Below are 15,351 nucleotides of genomic sequence, written 5' to 3' on the forward strand. Positions count from 1 at the left end.
CAACCCGCGAGTAATCCACAGCCCCGGAGCTCACCCCACCTCCCCACCCATCCCGCTCCGTAACGTCGCTCGCATGTTCCCCCGCTCCCACCAGGACTCCCTCCCGACCGAACGCCTGGCCGCACTGGCCGACAAGGTGAGAGCCGACCCGACCCTGGTCTACGCACGATCAGAGGACTCGGACGAACACGGCCCGACCCGCCGCCGCTTCCGCCTGCCGCGCCTCCCGCGCCGCGGTCTGCTCGCTCTCGGCGTGGCCGTGGCGTGCACGGTGATAGGCCTGGGCAGCTGGTGGCAGAGCCCCGCCGCCGAACCGGCCCCGGACCTGGCCCTGGTGAGCACCGCGGCCCCGGCCCCCGAACTGGTCGTGGACGTGGTCGGCGAGGTGGCCACCCCAGGCCTGATCACCGCACCGTCCGGCGCCCGAGTAGCCGACGCCATCCGTCTCGCCGGAGGCATGAAACCGGGTACGAACCTCCACAACCTGAACCTGGCCCGCAAACTCACCGACGGCGAACAGATAGCGGTGGGCATCCCACCCCCGCCCCAGGCAGGAGCGGCCCAGGCCGGCGGATCCCAGCCGAAGCTGAACCTGAACTCCGCCACCGCGACCGAACTGGACGGCCTGCCCGGCGTGGGCCCGGTGACGGCTCAACGCATCGTCGAGCACCGCACCCGCAAAGGCCCGTTCGGGTCGGTGGACCAACTCCGCGACGTGGAGGGCATCGGCGAATCGAAGCTCACCAAGCTGGCCGACCTGGTCCACACATGACCCTCGCGACGAAGGCCGTGGCCCTCTACCACCGCACCAGAGCCCAGTACCGCCACCTGACCAGCCCATCCCACTTCCCAGCCGACCACAACCACCTCGCACGCCCGCTGGCTCTCGCGTTCCCCGTGCACCGCTCCCGAACCCCGCCCCGCCGCCGGCTCCGCCCGCTGGCCACCGCTCTCCGCCACTGGCTGGCCGCGTCCTTCCCGCCACCCCCACCACCGCGCCCGGCTCCGCTTGTTCCGCTCGCCGTTCCGCCGCCCGCTGTGCAACGGCAGTGCCGTATCTGCGCCGCAACCGTGCATAAGCCCTGACCTGCCGCAGTACCAACGAAAACGGCCACGCGGCCTCGCCGTTGGTCCGCCGCCCAGCCCACACAACCCCGCCAGGTGAATCCGCTTCGTCACCGCGGCTGAGTGCTACTGCCCTGCGCTCGGTCGCTGTGCAACGACGGTGTGTGCCACAGCCTTGCGTCAGCCCTGAACCTGTTGCCGTACCAACGAAAACCGCCACGCGCCGCCGACCTGCCGCACCACGTCACCCGCCCGGCGAATCCACTCATCACCACGGCCAGGTGCGACTGCCCCTGCCCTCGCCGTCAGTCCACCAGATCCAGCCGAACCCGCCTGAAGCGTTCTGAGCCGCGACCCCAGCCGCGGACCCGCTTTCCGGCTCAGCGAAACGACCCACAGCCCGGCACCAACTCACCGATCGGAGCCAGCCATGCCGTCAGTCCGCATCACCCGTCACCCGCGCATCGACACCGCCTGGCACCACCCCACGGCCAGGCATCCCCAAGTGCAGCCGCAATCCCTTCCGCGCCATCACCCGAAGCCTCCGCGGCCGCGCCAAGGCAGTCCCACCCGTGACCCGAGACCTCCCACCGGCCAGGGGAGGCCCCGGTGGCTCGCAAACACCCGGTAGCCCACGACTACCGCCTGGTCCCGGCAGCCGCGGCAGTCTGGACCACAGCCGTGGCCGGTCTCTTCCTGAGCTGGCAGGCGGCAGTGCTCATCGGCTTGGCGGCAGGAATCGTCGGCCTCATGGCGTGGCGAAGAGCCTGGTGGACCAGGACCTGCGCGATAGCCCTCCTGATCTCCGGCCCGGTCGCGGCGGCCTGGGTCGGCGGCCACGTGCTGCGAGCCGAGTCCCACCCACTCCGCCTGGCCGCCGGCGAAGGCCGCAGCACCACCCTCACCGTTGAACTCACCACCAGACCGAAGGGAATCCGGGCCGCGGGCTTCGGCGGAACCCAGGCAGGCGTCGAGACCGTCGTGATCAGAGCGACGGCGAACGGTGCCCAGCTGGTGCTGCTGGCCCCGGCGGACAAGTGGCGAGATCTGTTGCCGGGCCAGAAGGTCACGGTCAAAGGCACCCTCGCGCCCTCCAGAGGCGGGGACCTGGCGTCGGCGTTGTTGCGGGTGCGCGGTCCGCCGCAGAACCCCCAGCCGGCGCCGGTCTGGCAGAGCTGGGTCGACGAACTTCGCGATGGCCTGAGACAGGCGAGCGAAGTCCTCGACGACGAGGAAGCCGGGCTGCTGCCGGCCCTCGTGGTGGGCGACACCGAGCAGATGGTGCCGCGCATCGTGGAGGAGTTCCGGACGGCCGGCCTCGCGCACCTGCTCGCGGTCAGCGGAGCGAACCTGGCCATCGTCTGCGGGGCGGTCTACCTGCTCACCAGACGTCTCGGCCCACGTCCGGCGGCGTTCGCCGCGCTGGCGGCGTTGGTCGGGTTCGTCATCCTGGCCGGGCCGGAGCCGAGCGTGCTCAGGGCAGCTGTCATGGGTGCCGTCGCGTTGCTGGCGTTGGTGATGGGCCGGCAACGGTCCGCGGTGCCGAGCCTTGCGACGGCGGTACTGGTCCTGGTGTTGCACGATCCGGGGCTGGGCGGTGATCCGGGGTTCGCGTTGTCCGTGGTGGCGACGGCGGCGTTGGTGCTCGTCGCGCCGAAGTGGGCGCGGGCGCTCAAACGGCGTGGCGTGCCGAACGGGCTGGCCGAGGCGATTGTCGTGCCGATGGCCGCGAGCCTTGCCACGGCTCCGGTGGTGGCCGGGCTCTCCGGACAGGTGAGCCTGGTGTCGGTGGTGGCCAACCTCGTCGCCGGGCCGGTGGTCGCACCGGCGACGGTGCTGGGTGTGCTGGCGGCGGCCGTCGCGCCGCTCTCGCCGCAGGTGGCCGAGGTCGTCACCCATGTGGCCGGGCCCGCTGTGGGCTGGCTGATCACGGTCGGGCGGCAGGCGTCGGCCGTGCCCGGTGCGGCGGTCGGGTGGCCGGACGGCTGGGCCGGTGCGCTCGCGCTGACGGTGGTGACCGCGGTGGTCGTGTTGTTGCTGCGGATCAAGAAGACGCGGACGTTGGTCGTCGCGGTGCTCGTCGGTGGGTTCGTGGTGCTGGTGCCGCTGAGAGTTGTGGCCCCGGTCTGGCCGCCCGACGGGTGGAAGGTCGTCAACTGCGACGTGGGCCAGGGCGATGCGCTGGTCCTCGCGACCGACGACGCCGACACGGCGGTGCTGGTCGACACCGGGCCCGATCCCGGTGCGGTCGACCGGTGCCTGAAGACGTTGGGAATCAAGCGGATTCCGCTGCTGGTGCTGACGCACCTGCACGCGGACCACGTCGGCGGCCTCGACGCCGTGCTCACCGGGCGTGCGGTGGGGGCAGTCGCGGTCGGTCCGCTCAAGGAGCCCGCCTGGGCGTGGAGGGAGGTCGGCGAACGGGCACGCGCTCACGGAGTGCGGGTCGTGGAACCGAAGGCGGGCGAGCGGTTCGCCTTGCCGGGACTGGAGTTGGAGGTGCTGGGACCGAGGCGGCCGCCGATCGCCGAGGCCGAGAACACGACGGTGAACGACTACTCGCTCGTGCTCAGGGCGCACACGAGGGCGGGCCGGGTGCTGCTCACCGGTGACGTCGAGCTGGCCGGCCAGGCGGCGTTGCTGGGGGAGCGGGACCTGAGCGCCGAGGTGCTCAAGGTGCCGCACCACGGTTCGCGGTACTCACTGCCCGCGTTCCTCAAGGCCGTGCGGCCTTGGGTGGCGCTGGTGAGCGTCGGCGCGGGCAACAGGTACGGGCACCCGAGTCCGCACGTCATCGACGTCCTGCGGACGGGAGGTGCGTTGGTGTTGCGCACGGACAAGGACGGCGACCTGGCGGTGTTGCCGGGAAACCGAATCGTACGAAGGAGACGAGATGGTCTGGGTCAGGTTGTTCAACGCGCGTTACCCGATTCCCGGCGGCACGCCGGGCCTCGCGTGGGCGCTGTGGCAGACGAACTACACGGCGACGCCGTGGCCGCACGACGAGGTGAAACCCGATTTCGGTTACTACATCTGCGAAACGCTCGAAGACGGCACCCGCGCCATCACGCACAAGGCGGCGACCACGCACGTGCTGCCGCCGACGAAGGCGGCGACACCGGAGGAGGCGTACGACCTCGTCGCGGAGCACGTGTTCGACGACGCTCTGCGGGTCGCGCCGGACGTCTGGCACGACTACCACTACAACGCGCTCAAGGCGGAAGCCCCGTGGCCGCAACGGATCGTGGCGTGGCGCGCGACCGTGGAGCCGGTCGGGCCGCACGTGGTGGACGGCCTGCAACGGTTTCCGCGCACGGGCTGGCTCAAGACGGACGCGATCTCCCTGTGAGCCCCGGAGGCCAGGGATCAGACGTGAAACGGCTCGGAGACGCGAGCGCGTCTCCGAGCCGGGAGAGGGGATGATCGGCGGTGATTAACCCAGTGCCTTGATGACGGCCTCGGCCGACGGCGGGACCGTCGCGCGCGGGCCGACCGTGTCGCCGAGCGCGTCGAGGGTCTTGAGGCCGTCGCCGGTGATCAGCAGCACGGTCTCGGCGTCGGGGTCGAGCTGGCCCGACTCGAAGAGCTTCTTCGCCGTCGCGACGGTCACGCCGCCGGCGGTCTCGGCGAAGATGCCCTCGGTGCGGGCGAGCAGCTTGATGCCCTCGACGACCTCTTCGTCGGTGACGTCGTCGATGGCGCCGTTGGTGCGGCGCACCGCGTCGAGCACGTACGGGCCGTCTGCCGGGGCGCCGATCGCCAGCGAGCGGGCGATCGTGTCCGGGCGGACCGGGCGGATGACGTCGTGGCCCGCCTTGAACGCGGCGGAGATCGGCGAGCAGCCGGTGGCCTGCGCGCCGAACACCTTGTACGGCGTGGCTTCGACGAGGTCGAGCTGGCCGAGTTCGCGGAACGCCTTGTCGACCTTGGTGAGCTGCGAGCCGGAGGCGATCGGCACGACGATCTGGTCGGGCAGGCGCCAGCCGAGCTGCTCGGCGACCTCGTAGCCGAGCGTCTTCGAGCCTTCCGCGTAGTACGGGCGGACGTTGACGTTCACGAACGCCCAGTCCTCGTTCTCCGCGGCGAGTTCCTGGGCGAGGCGGTTCACGTCGTCGTAGTTGCCGTCGACGGCGATCAGGGCGCCTTCGTAGACGGCGCTCATGAGGATCTTGGCGCGCTCGAGGTTGGAGGGAACGAGAACGACGGACTTCCAGCCCGCACGGGCGGCGGCCGCGGCGACGGCGTTCGCCAGGTTGCCGGTGGACGGGCAGGCCAGCACCTTGAAGCCGAGCTCGCGGGCGGCGGCGAGCGCGACGCCGACGACGCGGTCCTTGAACGAGTGCGTGGGGTTGCCGGTGTCGTCCTTCACCCAGATCTTGCGGACGCCCAGGGCCTTGGCGAGGTTGTGGGCCTCGACCAGGCGGGTGCCGCCGGGATCGGTGTTCGGGTGCTGTTCCACAGTGGACGGAACGGGGAGGAGGCCGCGGTAGCGCCAGATCGACCTGGGGCCGGCCTCGATGTCCTCGCGCCGGATCTTCCCGAAGTCGTAGGCCACTTCCAGCGGCCCGAAACACTCGAGACAGGCGTACTCAGGAGCGAGAGGGGTTTCGTTCCCACATTCCCGGCACAGCAGTGCCCGGGCAGGGCCGAGGTCGAACTTCGTGCTCGTGGGCACAGTGACAGCAGTCATCGCGAGGTATCTCCTCATCTTTCCCGCGAAATCGAACGGGTCGGAATTGGCACCGTGATCGTCTGCGCGGTGCTGAGCACATGGCTCTGCACATGGCGCTGACGCCGGTTGCCGGGGCTTCTTCGGGCCGTTCCCTCTGCCCCTCTGGATGAGCGGTGTTCAGTTGTGGCCACCAACGTACGGCAACAGTCCGTTGCGCATCCACAGACGTCCACGATCCGGGACGTGGGAAGATGCGGAGCGTGAGCGCACCGGAGTCACTGCACCTCATCGTCGGCGAGGAGGAGTTGCTGGTCGAACGTGCTGTTCGGGCGGCTCTCGAGGCCGCACGAGAGGTCGATCCGACCGCCGACCTGACCCGCGTCCAGGTGACTGATCTCACGCCTCCCGAGCTGGCCGAACTGGTGAGTCCGTCGCTGTTCGCGGAGGGTCGCGTGATCGTCCTGCAGAACGGGCAGGACATCAGCAAGGAGGTCGCCGACATGGTGCTCTCCTACGTCAAGGCGCCCGCGGACGGCGTCACGCTCGTCGTCCTGCACACGGGCGGTGGCCGCAGCAAGGCCGCCAAGGACCTGCCCGGACAGCTGAAGAAGGCCGGCGCCGCGGTCACGGAGTGCGGCAAGGTCGCCAAGCAGGCCGAGCGCGAGGCGTTCGTGCGCAACGAGGTGCGGCGTGCGGGCGGCAAGATCGACTCCGAAGCCGTCGCCACGCTCATCGACGCCGTCGGCACGAACCTGCGCGAGCTCGCCGCGGCCTCGTCGCAGCTCGTCTCCGACACCGACGGCAAGGTGACGGTCGAGGAGATCCGCCGCTACCACCAGGGCAAGGCCGAGGTGACGGGGTTCGCCGTCGCGGAGAAGGCAGTGGTCGGTGACAGGGCGGGCGCCATGGAGGCGTTGCGCTGGGCCATGCAGCTCGGCGTGCCGCACGTGCTGGTCGCGGACGCGCTGGCGGACGCGGTGCGCACGGTCGCGCGGGTGTCCGCGGTGGGCCGCGCCGACCCGTTCAGCCTGGCCGGGCCACTCGGCATGCCGCCGTGGAAGATCAAGAAGGCGCAGGCCCAGTCCCGCGGCTGGGACCAGTCGGGTCTCGCCGACGCCATGCAGGTGGTCGCGGGGCTCAACGCCGACGTGAAGGGCGTGGCGGCCGACGCCGACTACGCGCTGGAGCGTGCCGTGCTCCGGATCGTGGCCGCGCACAGCCGCCGCTGACCTGCCGCCGGATCACTCCCGGCGCGGGATCCCGATCAGGTACTGGGCTTCCGTGAAGCCGGGTTCGACGCCGATCGTCCACTCGAACGACTCGGTGCCGTCCAGGCCGTCGACGATCCGCCGCAGTTCCGCGCGCCCGTACATGCGCAGGAACGACACGACGCTGTCGAAGAACATCATGAACGGCAGCACCGGCACGACGTAGGTCAGCGCCAGCCGCAGCAGGTACCGCGGCAGGGGGTTGCGCTGGAACGGTGCCGCGAGCAGCACGGCCAGCGTGAGGAAGAACGGGAAGACGAGCACGTAGAGCCACGACCGCTTGGTGTCCACGACGACCATGGGCTGCCGGGTGTCGACGGCGTTCTGCAGCATGCGCGAGGCCAGCGCGGGCGGGAAGTGGTGGAAGGCGCCGTAGATCGTCCGCGTCCCATCCAGCCGGCAGTCCGTGGCGTCGACGGACGTGGGCACGTGGTCCACCGAGCAGCACGGGTCGGGCAGCCGCCGCCGGTTCCGGGCGGCGGCGCGCTCGAACGCGGGCACGTTCGGCACCAGGTCCGTCAGCGTGACCTGGGTGTGGACGCCCTGCGCGTGCAGCCGCCGCTGTATCAGCGGTACCGGCCCGCCCGAACCCGCGCAGAGATCGACGATCCGGTGGTCCGCGCCCGACCGCAACGCCAGCGCCAGCGGCCGTGAGTACTCGCGCGCGGCGTCCGTCAGCCGGTAGATCGTCATGATCGACTCGGTGTGCAGGGTCCGCAGCACGGGCGGGGTGCCGTCGAGGTCGTGCAGCTCGAAGAAGTCGATCCGCGCAAGCGATTCCATGGAGCTACGCCTACCGTGCCCGAGGCCACATGCGAAAGGGCTCCACCTCCCGGAGGAGGTGGAGCCCTTTGCAGAAGCTCGAAGCGCTACGAGCGAGATCAGCCCTCGAGGGAGTTCGCGCGCAGGGCCATCGCCGACTTCTTGTTGGCGGCCTGGTTGGCGTGGATGACGCCCTTGGTGGCGGCCTTGTCGAGCTTGCGGGACGCGTCCTGCAGCAGCTCCAGGGCCTTCGCCTTGTCACCGGCCTCGGCAGCCTCGCGGAACTTGCGGATGGCCGTCTTCAGGGACGACTTGACCGACTTGTTGCGAAGGCGAGCCTTCTCGTTGGTCTTGATCCGCTTGAGCTGGGACTTGATGTTCGCCATGCGACATCACCCTTCTTGTCGAAACCGGAGTTCGTGACGCGCTATGTCGGCACCGGCCACAAGGGCCAGGTCTCCTCCACGGCGGAGAGCCGCGCGTTCACGACGACGAAGGATATCAGGCCAGCTCAGCGCACCGTGAAGGTGGCCTTCTCGGCACCGACCACCGCCTCGTAGCCACCGCGGGCGACCTCACGGCGCCCGTCACCGTCGACGTCGCCGACGGTCAGGGCCAGCTGCGAGAGCTTGAACGACACCTCGACCTGCTTCGACTGCCCCGCAGCGAGTTCCACGCGGGTGAAGCCCACCAGCCGGGCGTCCGGGGTCAGCACCGGTGAGGCCGGCTGGCGCACGTAGACCGGCACCACCGCGGTGCCCGCACGCGTACCGGTGTTCGCCACCGTGAACTTCACCACGCCGTCACGACGATCGACGGACACCGTGGTCCCCGAGGTCGTGAACGACGTGTACGACAATCCGTGCCCGAACGCGTAGAGCGGGTCGTACTTCGCACCCGCCGAAGTGTTCGCGCCCGGCAGCTGGTCGTAGGTCAGCGTCGGATCGCCCAGCGCCTTGGGCCACGAGATCGGCAGCTTGCCGCTCGGGTTCACCGCGCCGAACAGCACGTCGGCGATCGCCCGGCCACCCTCGCTGCCCGGCAGCCAGCCCGCGACCAGCGCGTTCGCGTCGGCCGCCGCACCGAGCACCTGCGGACGCGCGGTCAGCAGCACCACGACCACCGGCTTGCCGGTCGCCTGCACCGCGTCCACCCACGCCTGCTGCTCGGCCGTCAGCATCGGGTTCTCCGTGTCGGCGGGACCCTCCGCACCGGGCTTCTCACCCAGGACGACGACCACCGCGTCCGCACCGTCCGCCTCAGTCACCGCCGCGGCCTGAGTCGGAGCGTGCACGACGGACGCACCGGGAACAGCCTCGCGAACACCGGTCAGCACGGTCGCGGTCGGCGGCAACGGCGAGTCGTCCGGCACGCCCTGCCACTCGACGGTCCAGCCACCGAGCTGACGACGCACGTCGTCCGCGGTCTCACCGGTCACGACGATCTTCTTGGCGGACGTCGGCAGCGGCAGCACGCCGTCGTTCTTCAGCAGCACGGTGCCCTCGGCGGCGGCCTTGCGCGCCAGGTCCCGATCCACGTTCACCACGTTGCCGTCGGCCTTGGCCGGGTCCACGTACGGCTTCTCGAACAGCCCGAGGTCGAACTTGAGCTTCAGCACCCGCCGCACGGCCTGGTCGATCCGCCCGCGCGACACCGAACCGTCACGCACGTTCGCCAGCAGCAACGACGTGAACTCGGCCGCGTTCGACGGTTCCATCGCCATGTCCACACCGGCGTTGACGCTCATCGCGATCGCCGTCTTGTAGTCGGGCGCGACCTTGTGGCGGTCCACCAGGTACTTCATGTCCTGCCAGTCCGAGACCGCGACGCCCTTGAAGCCCATCTTGTCGCGCAGCTGCGTCTGCAACATGTACTTCGACGCGTGCACCGGCACACCGTTGACCGAGCCGGAGTTGATCATCACGGTCTTCACGCCCGCGTCGAACTGCGCCTGGAACGACGGCAGCACGAGGTCCTGCAGCTGCCGGATCGGGATCTGCGCCGCCGCGCGGTCGTGACCGTTCGCCGGCGCCGAGTACCCGGCGAAGTGCTTCGCCGTCGCGGTCAGCTGCGCGGTGTCGTCCACCTCGGCCTGCTGCCCGCGCACGTTCGCCGCCGCCAGCTGCCCGGACAGGAACGGGTCCTCGCTGTAGGTCTCGTAGTAACGGCCCCAGCGCGTGTCCCGCGCGATGTCGGAGACCGGCGCGAAGTTCCAGAAGACACCCGTGGCGCGCAAGGCCTTCGACGCCGACACACCGATCGCCTCCTGCAACGCGGGGTCCCACGTCGCGCCGAGCCCGATCTGGTGCGGGAACATCGTCGCGGAGATGACGTTGTTGTGCCCGTGCACGCCGTCCGCGCCGTAGATGATCGGGATCTTCAACCTGTTGTGCTCCAACGCATAGCGCTGGATCGCGTTGTTCATCTCGGCCCACGCCCTGGGCGTGTTGTCGAGCGGCGCGTCACCACCGCCGGACAGGATCGAGCCGACGTGCGCGTCCGCGAGCACCGCCTTCAGGCAGGACTCGACCAACGGCCCGTTGACGTTGTTGCAGTCACCGCGCAGCTTCCCGACGCGGATCTGGGCCATCTGCCCGATCTTCTCCTCGAGCGTCATTCTGCGAAGCAGGTCCTCGACCCGCCGTTCGGTTGACGCCCGACTGTCCAAATAGATCTCTTCACCCGCTGCAAGACCGCCCGCCGGTGTCAGCGACGCGATCACCACAGCCACGCCCAGCACGCCGAGACCGGCGCGTTTGCGGGAGAACAAAGACAAGACTCCTCCACGTTCCCGGTGCGCCCGCCGCACACGATCGCGTGGAGGAGTCAGCCAACACACCCCCGAACGGATGAACTCGATGACAGCGTTTTCATGCTGGTGAACCGCCTGTTCAGCCGCCCAGGATCGTGCGCGTCAGCAACTGCTTTTCGTCCGTCATCTCAGCCAGCGCGGCCGAAATCGTCGGTTCGTCGAGCCGGACGCGCTCGACGCCGGGTTGGTCGTCCAGCGCGAGCACCGTCGCCCGCCGCACGAGCTCCTTCACGAACGACGCCGTGACGCCCTCGCTCGCCGCCACGATCGCCGAGGCGTCCGGAAGGTCGAGATCCGTGCGGGACGCGTAGAGCCGCAGCAGCCGTTCGCGTGCCTCCGCGTCGGGTAACGGCACGTGCGTGGCGAGATCGATCCGGCCGGGCCGTTGGGCGAGGGCCTGCTCCATCACGTCCACGCGGTTCGTGGTGAGCACGAACGTCACGTCCGCCTCGGAACCGACGCCGTCCATCTCGTTCAGCAGCTCGAACAGCGCCGGGTTGCCGAACTCGGTGTGCCGCCGGTCCTCCGCGATCAGGTCGACGTCCTCGACGACCACCACGGACGGCGCGAGCTTCCGCGCCATCGACGTCGCCACTTTGAGGAGCTTGAACATCGCGACGCCGCTCAGCACGATCACCGTCGTGGACTCCAGCCGTCCCATCAGGTACCGGATCGTGTGCGTCTTGCCGGTGCCGGGCGGGCCGTGGAGCAGCAGTCCGCGTTTCAGGTGCTGCCCGTGTGCTTTCAGCCGTGCGCTTTGCTCTGCCGTGCGCACGACGTGGCGTTCGATGGCGTCGAGCACGCCCTCTGGCAGAACGACGTCCTCAGGCCGCAACGACGGTCTCGGCAGGAACGTGAGGAGCTGGTTGCGCCGGTGCTCGCTGAGCCCGAACGCCATCACCTTGCCCTGGAACAGGTTGTGGCGGGCGATGTGTCCTTCGACCGCCTCGCGCGTGGCCGTCGCTGTCTCTAGCGACCCCGCCAGCACCTGCAGCGAACACTGGGAATCGCAGTCCTCGCCCGGACCCTGCAGCGCGATCACCACCGGTTCGCCGTCCGGTGACCGGGAGAGGACCAGCCCGAGCTGCACCGCCTCGACCGCGGTGTCCGGGCCGGTGGCCACCGTCGCGTAGTCGACAGGGCCGAGCCCGAAGCTGCCGTCGTGCACCGCCCCGCTCAACATGTCCACGAGGTACTGGAACGCGCGCTTCCCCGCTATGCCGAACCACTCCGATCCCGGGGAGTGCTCGGCGAGGTACGTCTCGATCCCGCGGTGGACGTTGACGTGTTCCCAGGCCACGAACTTGGCCGTGACCGTGGGAACCTGTGCCATCGGAATGCCTATGTGCCCGGAGACCTTCCGGACCAGCGTCGACTCCGCGCCGTCGGAGACCAGTTTCCTGGCCTCCTCCAACAACCCCTGCAGAGCCGACGCGAGCGATCGTGCGTCAGATGTGTGGAGATCCGTCATCGATTCCACCGTACGCACTAACCCTCTGGTCCGGCCTCGGTGTTCTCCTCGGGATTCTTCGGTGGCCTGCCCCGACGTGGCATCTTCTTTGCCTCTTTGGGCAACCGGCCCGCCTCCGCCAGCGCACGCCGCAGCAGGAACTCGATCTGCGCGTTGGTGCTGCGCAGCTCGTCGTTCGCCCACCTGCTCAACGCGTCGTGCACCGCCGGATCAAGCCTGAGCAGAACGCTTTTACGTTCAGCCATCAGGTGTAGAGCGAACCGGTGTTCACCACGGGCTGGGTGGAACGGTCACCGCACAGGACGACGAGCAGGTTCGAGACCATCGCCGCCTTGCGTTCCTCGTCGAGCTCCACGACGTCGTGCGCGGCGAGCCGATCCAACGCGAGCTCGACCATGCCGACCGCACCCTCGACGATCCGCGTCCGTGCCGCGACGACCGCGCCGGCCTGCTGCCGCTGCAACATGGCGTGGGCGATCTCCGGCGCGTACGCGAGGTGCGTGAGCCGCGACTCGATCACCTTCACGCCCGCGGACTGCACGCGTGCCGAGATCTCGATCGCGAGCGTCTCGGTGATCTCGTCCGCGTTCTCCCGCAGCGACAGACCGGTCTCCTCGTGGTTGTCGTACGGGTAGCTGTTCGCGATGTGTCGTACCGCGGTCTCGGTCTGGATGCCGACGAACCGCACGAAGTCGTCGACCTCGAACCGTGCGCGCGCAGTGTCCTCGACCTGCCACACGACCACGGCCGCGATCTCGATCGGGTTGCCGTCCGCGTCGTTGACCTTGAGCGTCGCCGTCTCGTGGTTGCGGATCCTGGTCGAGATCTTCTCCCGCGTGGTGAACGGGTTCGCCCACCGCAGACCGTCCGTGCGCACCGTGCCCACGTAACGGCCGAGGAACTGCAACACCCGCGCCTCGCCCGGCGCGACGGTGAAGAGCCCCTTCCAGATCAGCGACCCCGCCAGGAACAGCAGGACCATGATCACGATGATCGCGGCGGACGGGTCCCCGCCGTCCGCCGCCGTGCCGATCACGCCGTCGACCAGCAGCCACACGCCCACCGCGTACACCGCCAATCCCGCGAAGAACACCGGCAGTCCCGACAAGTCCTGTGCGCGCTTCTCCCGCACCACCGGTGCAGGCATCTGCACCGTCGTCTCCACTGTCGCGCTCATCCGGACCCCCTGTCGAAGTAGTAGCTAAGTGATATCACTTTTCCGAGATGATCGCCAGTTAGGCTGGATCGCATGAGGGCGAAGAAGCAGCGCGTGGCGGCGTACGGGGTGTGCATCAACGAGCGCGACGAGATCCTGCTGGCGCGCTGGCTTGGCCCAAAGGGCAAACGTTGGATCCTGCCGGGAGGCGGCATCGACCACGGCGAGCACCCGTACGACGGGGTCGTCCGGGAGATCGAGGAGGAGACCGGGTACCTCGCCGAGGTGGTCCGCCTGCTCGGCATCGACTCCGAGTTCCGCGAGGAGCCCGACCGCGACTACCACGCGCTTCGCATCATGTACGAGGTGCGGATCGTCGGCGGCGAGCTGCGCAACGAGGTGGGTGGCACGACCGACCTCGCCCAGTGGTTCCCGCTCGCAGACATCGGACAACTGGAGCGGGTGCCGTCGCTGGACACCGCCCTTGGTTTGTACCGAACTACCCCACCTGCCGGAATCTTGCGCTAACTTGGGTCTGCCGCCGCCAGCGACCCAACACCGGAGTTGGCGAATGATCCGATCACTGGCCGCAGTAGGCGCGGCCGCCCTGCTGTCGTCCTTCGTCCACGTGCCTGCTTTCGCCGCCGTCGTCGGCGTGTCGAACGTGTCCTCGCTGCAGGCCGCACTCGACACCGCACGCCCAGGCCAGCGCATCGTGCTCGCCGACGGCGTGCACCGGGCCGACCGGCCGCTCAAGATCACCAAGTCGGGCATCACCGTCGCCGCGCGGACCGTGGGTGGCGCGGTGTTCGACCGCGGCGGCTTCGAACTCGGGGCCGTCCGGGACGTGACGATCGAAGGCTTCGTCTTCGACGGGAGCAGCACGCTCTCGGTCCCGGTGGAGGCGCAGGCCACGCGCATCACCCGCAACACGTACAACGGCAACAAGGACGGTGCCTCGCTCACCGTCAGCGCCGACGACGTCCAGGTCGACCACAACACGTTCTCGAACCGCAGCAACGAGGGCGTCTACCTGCAGATCACCGGTCCGGGCAGCGAGATCGCCAAACGGACCTGGGTGCACCACAACTACTTCTACAACCACAGCTTCACCGGCTCGAACGGCGGCGAGTCGATCCGGCTCGGCTACAGCCACAAGCAGTCGAAGTCGGCGTACGCGGTCATCGAGCACAACCTGTTCGAGAAGGCGAACGGCGACTCCGAGGCCATCTCCGTGAAGTCCTCGGACAACACGGTGCGCTTTAACACCATCCGCGACAGCAGGGGCTACATCGTCCTGCGCCACGGCAACCGCACCACGGTCGAGGGCAACCTGCTGTTCGGCAGTGGCATCCGGTTCCACGGGAACGACCACAAGGTGTTCAACAACTACGTGCAGAACACCGGTGACCGGGCGATCGTGTTCGGCAAGGGCTCGGAGACGGACAGCGGTCCGACCTCCACGTCGCACGACCGCCCCGACCGCGTGACGGTCGCGTTCAACACCCTCGTCGGCACGGGCGCCGTGGTCGACAGCGACACCGGTACTTATGCACCTAAGGACTGCGTGCTCGCGAACAACGTCATCCAGGGCTCTTCGTCGAAGCTGATCGACATGATGAGCGGCTCGACCGTGAGGTACGAGGGCAACATCGTCTGGGGCGGCACCGCCGGCATCCCGTCCGGCTACAGGTCCGTGGACCCGAAGCTGGTGCGCGACTCGAACGGTCTGCTGCGTCTCGCCTCCGGAAGCCCGGCGGTCGACTCGTCCGCAGGCACGTACTCCTATGTCACGCGCGACTTCGATCCTCAGCCGCGCGTGGGTAAGCCCGATGTCGGGGCGGATGAGTACAACTCGTCCGCGGTGCGGAAGCCGCTGACGAAGGCCGACGTCGGGGTCTCCGCGCCCTGACGAACGCGTTTGTCCTGGTGACCGCACGTTTCGCGGTCACCAGGACCCCCCGATTTGGAGATCGAAACAGGCCCGTGTAATGTTCTCCATGTCAGAGCGAAGCGGGCCGGAAAGACAGACCGGAACGAGCCTGGCAAAAACCGGAGAGATAAAGCCTCCTAGAGGCCGATTTGACACCGGCAAGCAAGACCAAATAAGCTTTGCAACACAAGCCCCGGAAGTAAGTCAGCGTA

Annotated in this window: 12 protein-coding genes and 1 riboswitch; of the genes, 5 read left to right on the forward strand and 7 right to left on the reverse strand. The window is 68.9% G+C overall.

Going from position 1 to position 15,351, the window contains the following annotated elements; translation table 11 throughout:
* Positions 1-73 precede the first annotated feature (73 nt).
* Both SK571_RS26745 and SK571_RS26750 read left to right on the forward strand, forming a co-directional pair.
* Positions 74-772, forward strand: a complete 699-nt coding sequence (locus tag SK571_RS26745; protein ID WP_319986830.1) for a ComEA family DNA-binding protein — start codon at positions 74-76, stop codon at positions 770-772.
* Positions 773-1,674: 902 nt separating this feature from the next.
* On the forward strand, positions 1,675-4,488 hold the full coding sequence (locus SK571_RS26750; RefSeq protein WP_319986831.1) for a DNA internalization-related competence protein ComEC/Rec2: 2,814 nt from the start codon (positions 1,675-1,677) through the stop codon (positions 4,486-4,488).
* Positions 4,489-4,498: 10 nt separating this feature from the next.
* On the opposite strand, the gene thrC is transcribed toward SK571_RS26750, so the two are convergent.
* Positions 4,499-5,755: a threonine synthase gene (gene thrC, locus SK571_RS26755; RefSeq protein WP_319986832.1), complete on the reverse strand. Its 1,257-nt coding sequence runs from the start codon at positions 5,753-5,755 to the stop codon at positions 4,499-4,501.
* Between the two features lie 11 nt (positions 5,756-5,766).
* Positions 5,767-5,910: riboswitch (SAM riboswitch) on the reverse strand.
* A gap of 78 nt (positions 5,911-5,988) precedes the next feature.
* On the opposite strand from thrC, the gene holA reads away from it, so the two are divergent.
* Positions 5,989-6,966 carry a DNA polymerase III subunit delta gene (holA, locus tag SK571_RS26760; RefSeq protein WP_319986833.1) on the forward strand — a complete coding sequence of 326 codons (978 nt, stop codon included), beginning with the start codon at positions 5,989-5,991 and terminating at the stop codon, positions 6,964-6,966.
* Between the two features lie 12 nt (positions 6,967-6,978).
* On the opposite strand, the gene SK571_RS26765 is transcribed toward holA, so the two are convergent.
* From SK571_RS26765 to SK571_RS26790, 6 genes are all read right to left on the reverse strand, one after another.
* Entirely contained in the window at positions 6,979-7,788 is an 810-nt protein-coding gene (locus SK571_RS26765) for a hypothetical protein (protein WP_319986834.1), read from the reverse strand.
* Positions 7,789-7,886: 98 nt separating this feature from the next.
* Positions 7,887-8,153 carry a 30S ribosomal protein S20 gene (rpsT, locus tag SK571_RS26770; protein ID WP_030479455.1) on the reverse strand — a complete coding sequence of 89 codons (267 nt, stop codon included), beginning with the start codon at positions 8,151-8,153 and terminating at the stop codon, positions 7,887-7,889.
* A gap of 125 nt (positions 8,154-8,278) precedes the next feature.
* Positions 8,279-10,543, reverse strand: coding sequence for a glycoside hydrolase family 3 N-terminal domain-containing protein (locus SK571_RS26775; protein ID WP_319986835.1), 2,265 nt, complete (start codon positions 10,541-10,543; stop codon positions 8,279-8,281).
* Between the two features lie 115 nt (positions 10,544-10,658).
* Entirely contained in the window at positions 10,659-12,050 is a 1,392-nt protein-coding gene (locus SK571_RS26780; RefSeq protein ID WP_319986836.1) for an ATP-binding protein, read from the reverse strand.
* Positions 12,051-12,067: 17 nt separating this feature from the next.
* Positions 12,068-12,295, reverse strand: a complete 228-nt coding sequence (locus SK571_RS26785; protein WP_319986837.1) for a hypothetical protein — start codon at positions 12,293-12,295, stop codon at positions 12,068-12,070.
* A complete protein-coding gene (locus SK571_RS26790; RefSeq protein ID WP_319986838.1) occupies positions 12,295-13,227 on the reverse strand; it encodes an SPFH domain-containing protein in 933 nt (310 codons plus the stop codon). The genes SK571_RS26785 and SK571_RS26790 overlap by 1 nt, the downstream gene beginning before the upstream one ends.
* Positions 13,228-13,299: 72 nt before the next feature.
* Between SK571_RS26790 and SK571_RS26795 the strand changes: the two genes are divergently transcribed.
* A complete protein-coding gene (locus SK571_RS26795) occupies positions 13,300-13,734 on the forward strand; it encodes an NUDIX hydrolase (protein ID WP_319986839.1) in 435 nt (144 codons plus the stop codon).
* Positions 13,735-13,777: 43 nt separating this feature from the next.
* A complete protein-coding gene (locus tag SK571_RS26800; RefSeq protein WP_319986840.1) occupies positions 13,778-15,118 on the forward strand; it encodes a polysaccharide lyase 6 family protein in 1,341 nt (446 codons plus the stop codon).
* Positions 15,119-15,351 lie beyond the last annotated feature (233 nt).

Origin of the sequence: Lentzea kristufekii, assembly GCF_033949925.1 — a bacterium.
Lineage (GTDB): Bacteria > Actinomycetota > Actinomycetes > Mycobacteriales > Pseudonocardiaceae > Lentzea > Lentzea kristufekii.

What these genes read in the sequence shown, in the direction of transcription:
- thrC (WP_319986832.1), bottom strand. Translation starts at nt 5,755, where the DNA reads ATGACTGCTGTCACTGTGCCCACGAGCACGAAGTTCGACCTCGGCCCT.
- holA (WP_319986833.1), top strand. Translation starts at nt 5,989, where the DNA reads ATGCGGAGCGTGAGCGCACCGGAGTCACTGCACCTCATCGTCGGCGAG.
- rpsT (WP_030479455.1), bottom strand. Translation starts at nt 8,153, where the DNA reads ATGGCGAACATCAAGTCCCAGCTCAAGCGGATCAAGACCAACGAGAAG.
- SK571_RS26790 (WP_319986838.1), bottom strand. Translation starts at nt 13,227, where the DNA reads ATGAGCGCGACAGTGGAGACGACGGTGCAGATGCCTGCACCGGTGGTG.
- SK571_RS26785 (WP_319986837.1), bottom strand. Translation starts at nt 12,295, where the DNA reads ATGGCTGAACGTAAAAGCGTTCTGCTCAGGCTTGATCCGGCGGTGCAC.
- SK571_RS26765 (WP_319986834.1), bottom strand. Translation starts at nt 7,788, where the DNA reads ATGGAATCGCTTGCGCGGATCGACTTCTTCGAGCTGCACGACCTCGAC.
- SK571_RS26800 (WP_319986840.1), top strand. Translation starts at nt 13,778, where the DNA reads ATGATCCGATCACTGGCCGCAGTAGGCGCGGCCGCCCTGCTGTCGTCC.
- SK571_RS26795 (WP_319986839.1), top strand. Translation starts at nt 13,300, where the DNA reads ATGAGGGCGAAGAAGCAGCGCGTGGCGGCGTACGGGGTGTGCATCAAC.
- SK571_RS26780 (WP_319986836.1), bottom strand. Translation starts at nt 12,050, where the DNA reads ATGACGGATCTCCACACATCTGACGCACGATCGCTCGCGTCGGCTCTG.
- SK571_RS26745 (WP_319986830.1), top strand. Translation starts at nt 74, where the DNA reads ATGTTCCCCCGCTCCCACCAGGACTCCCTCCCGACCGAACGCCTGGCC.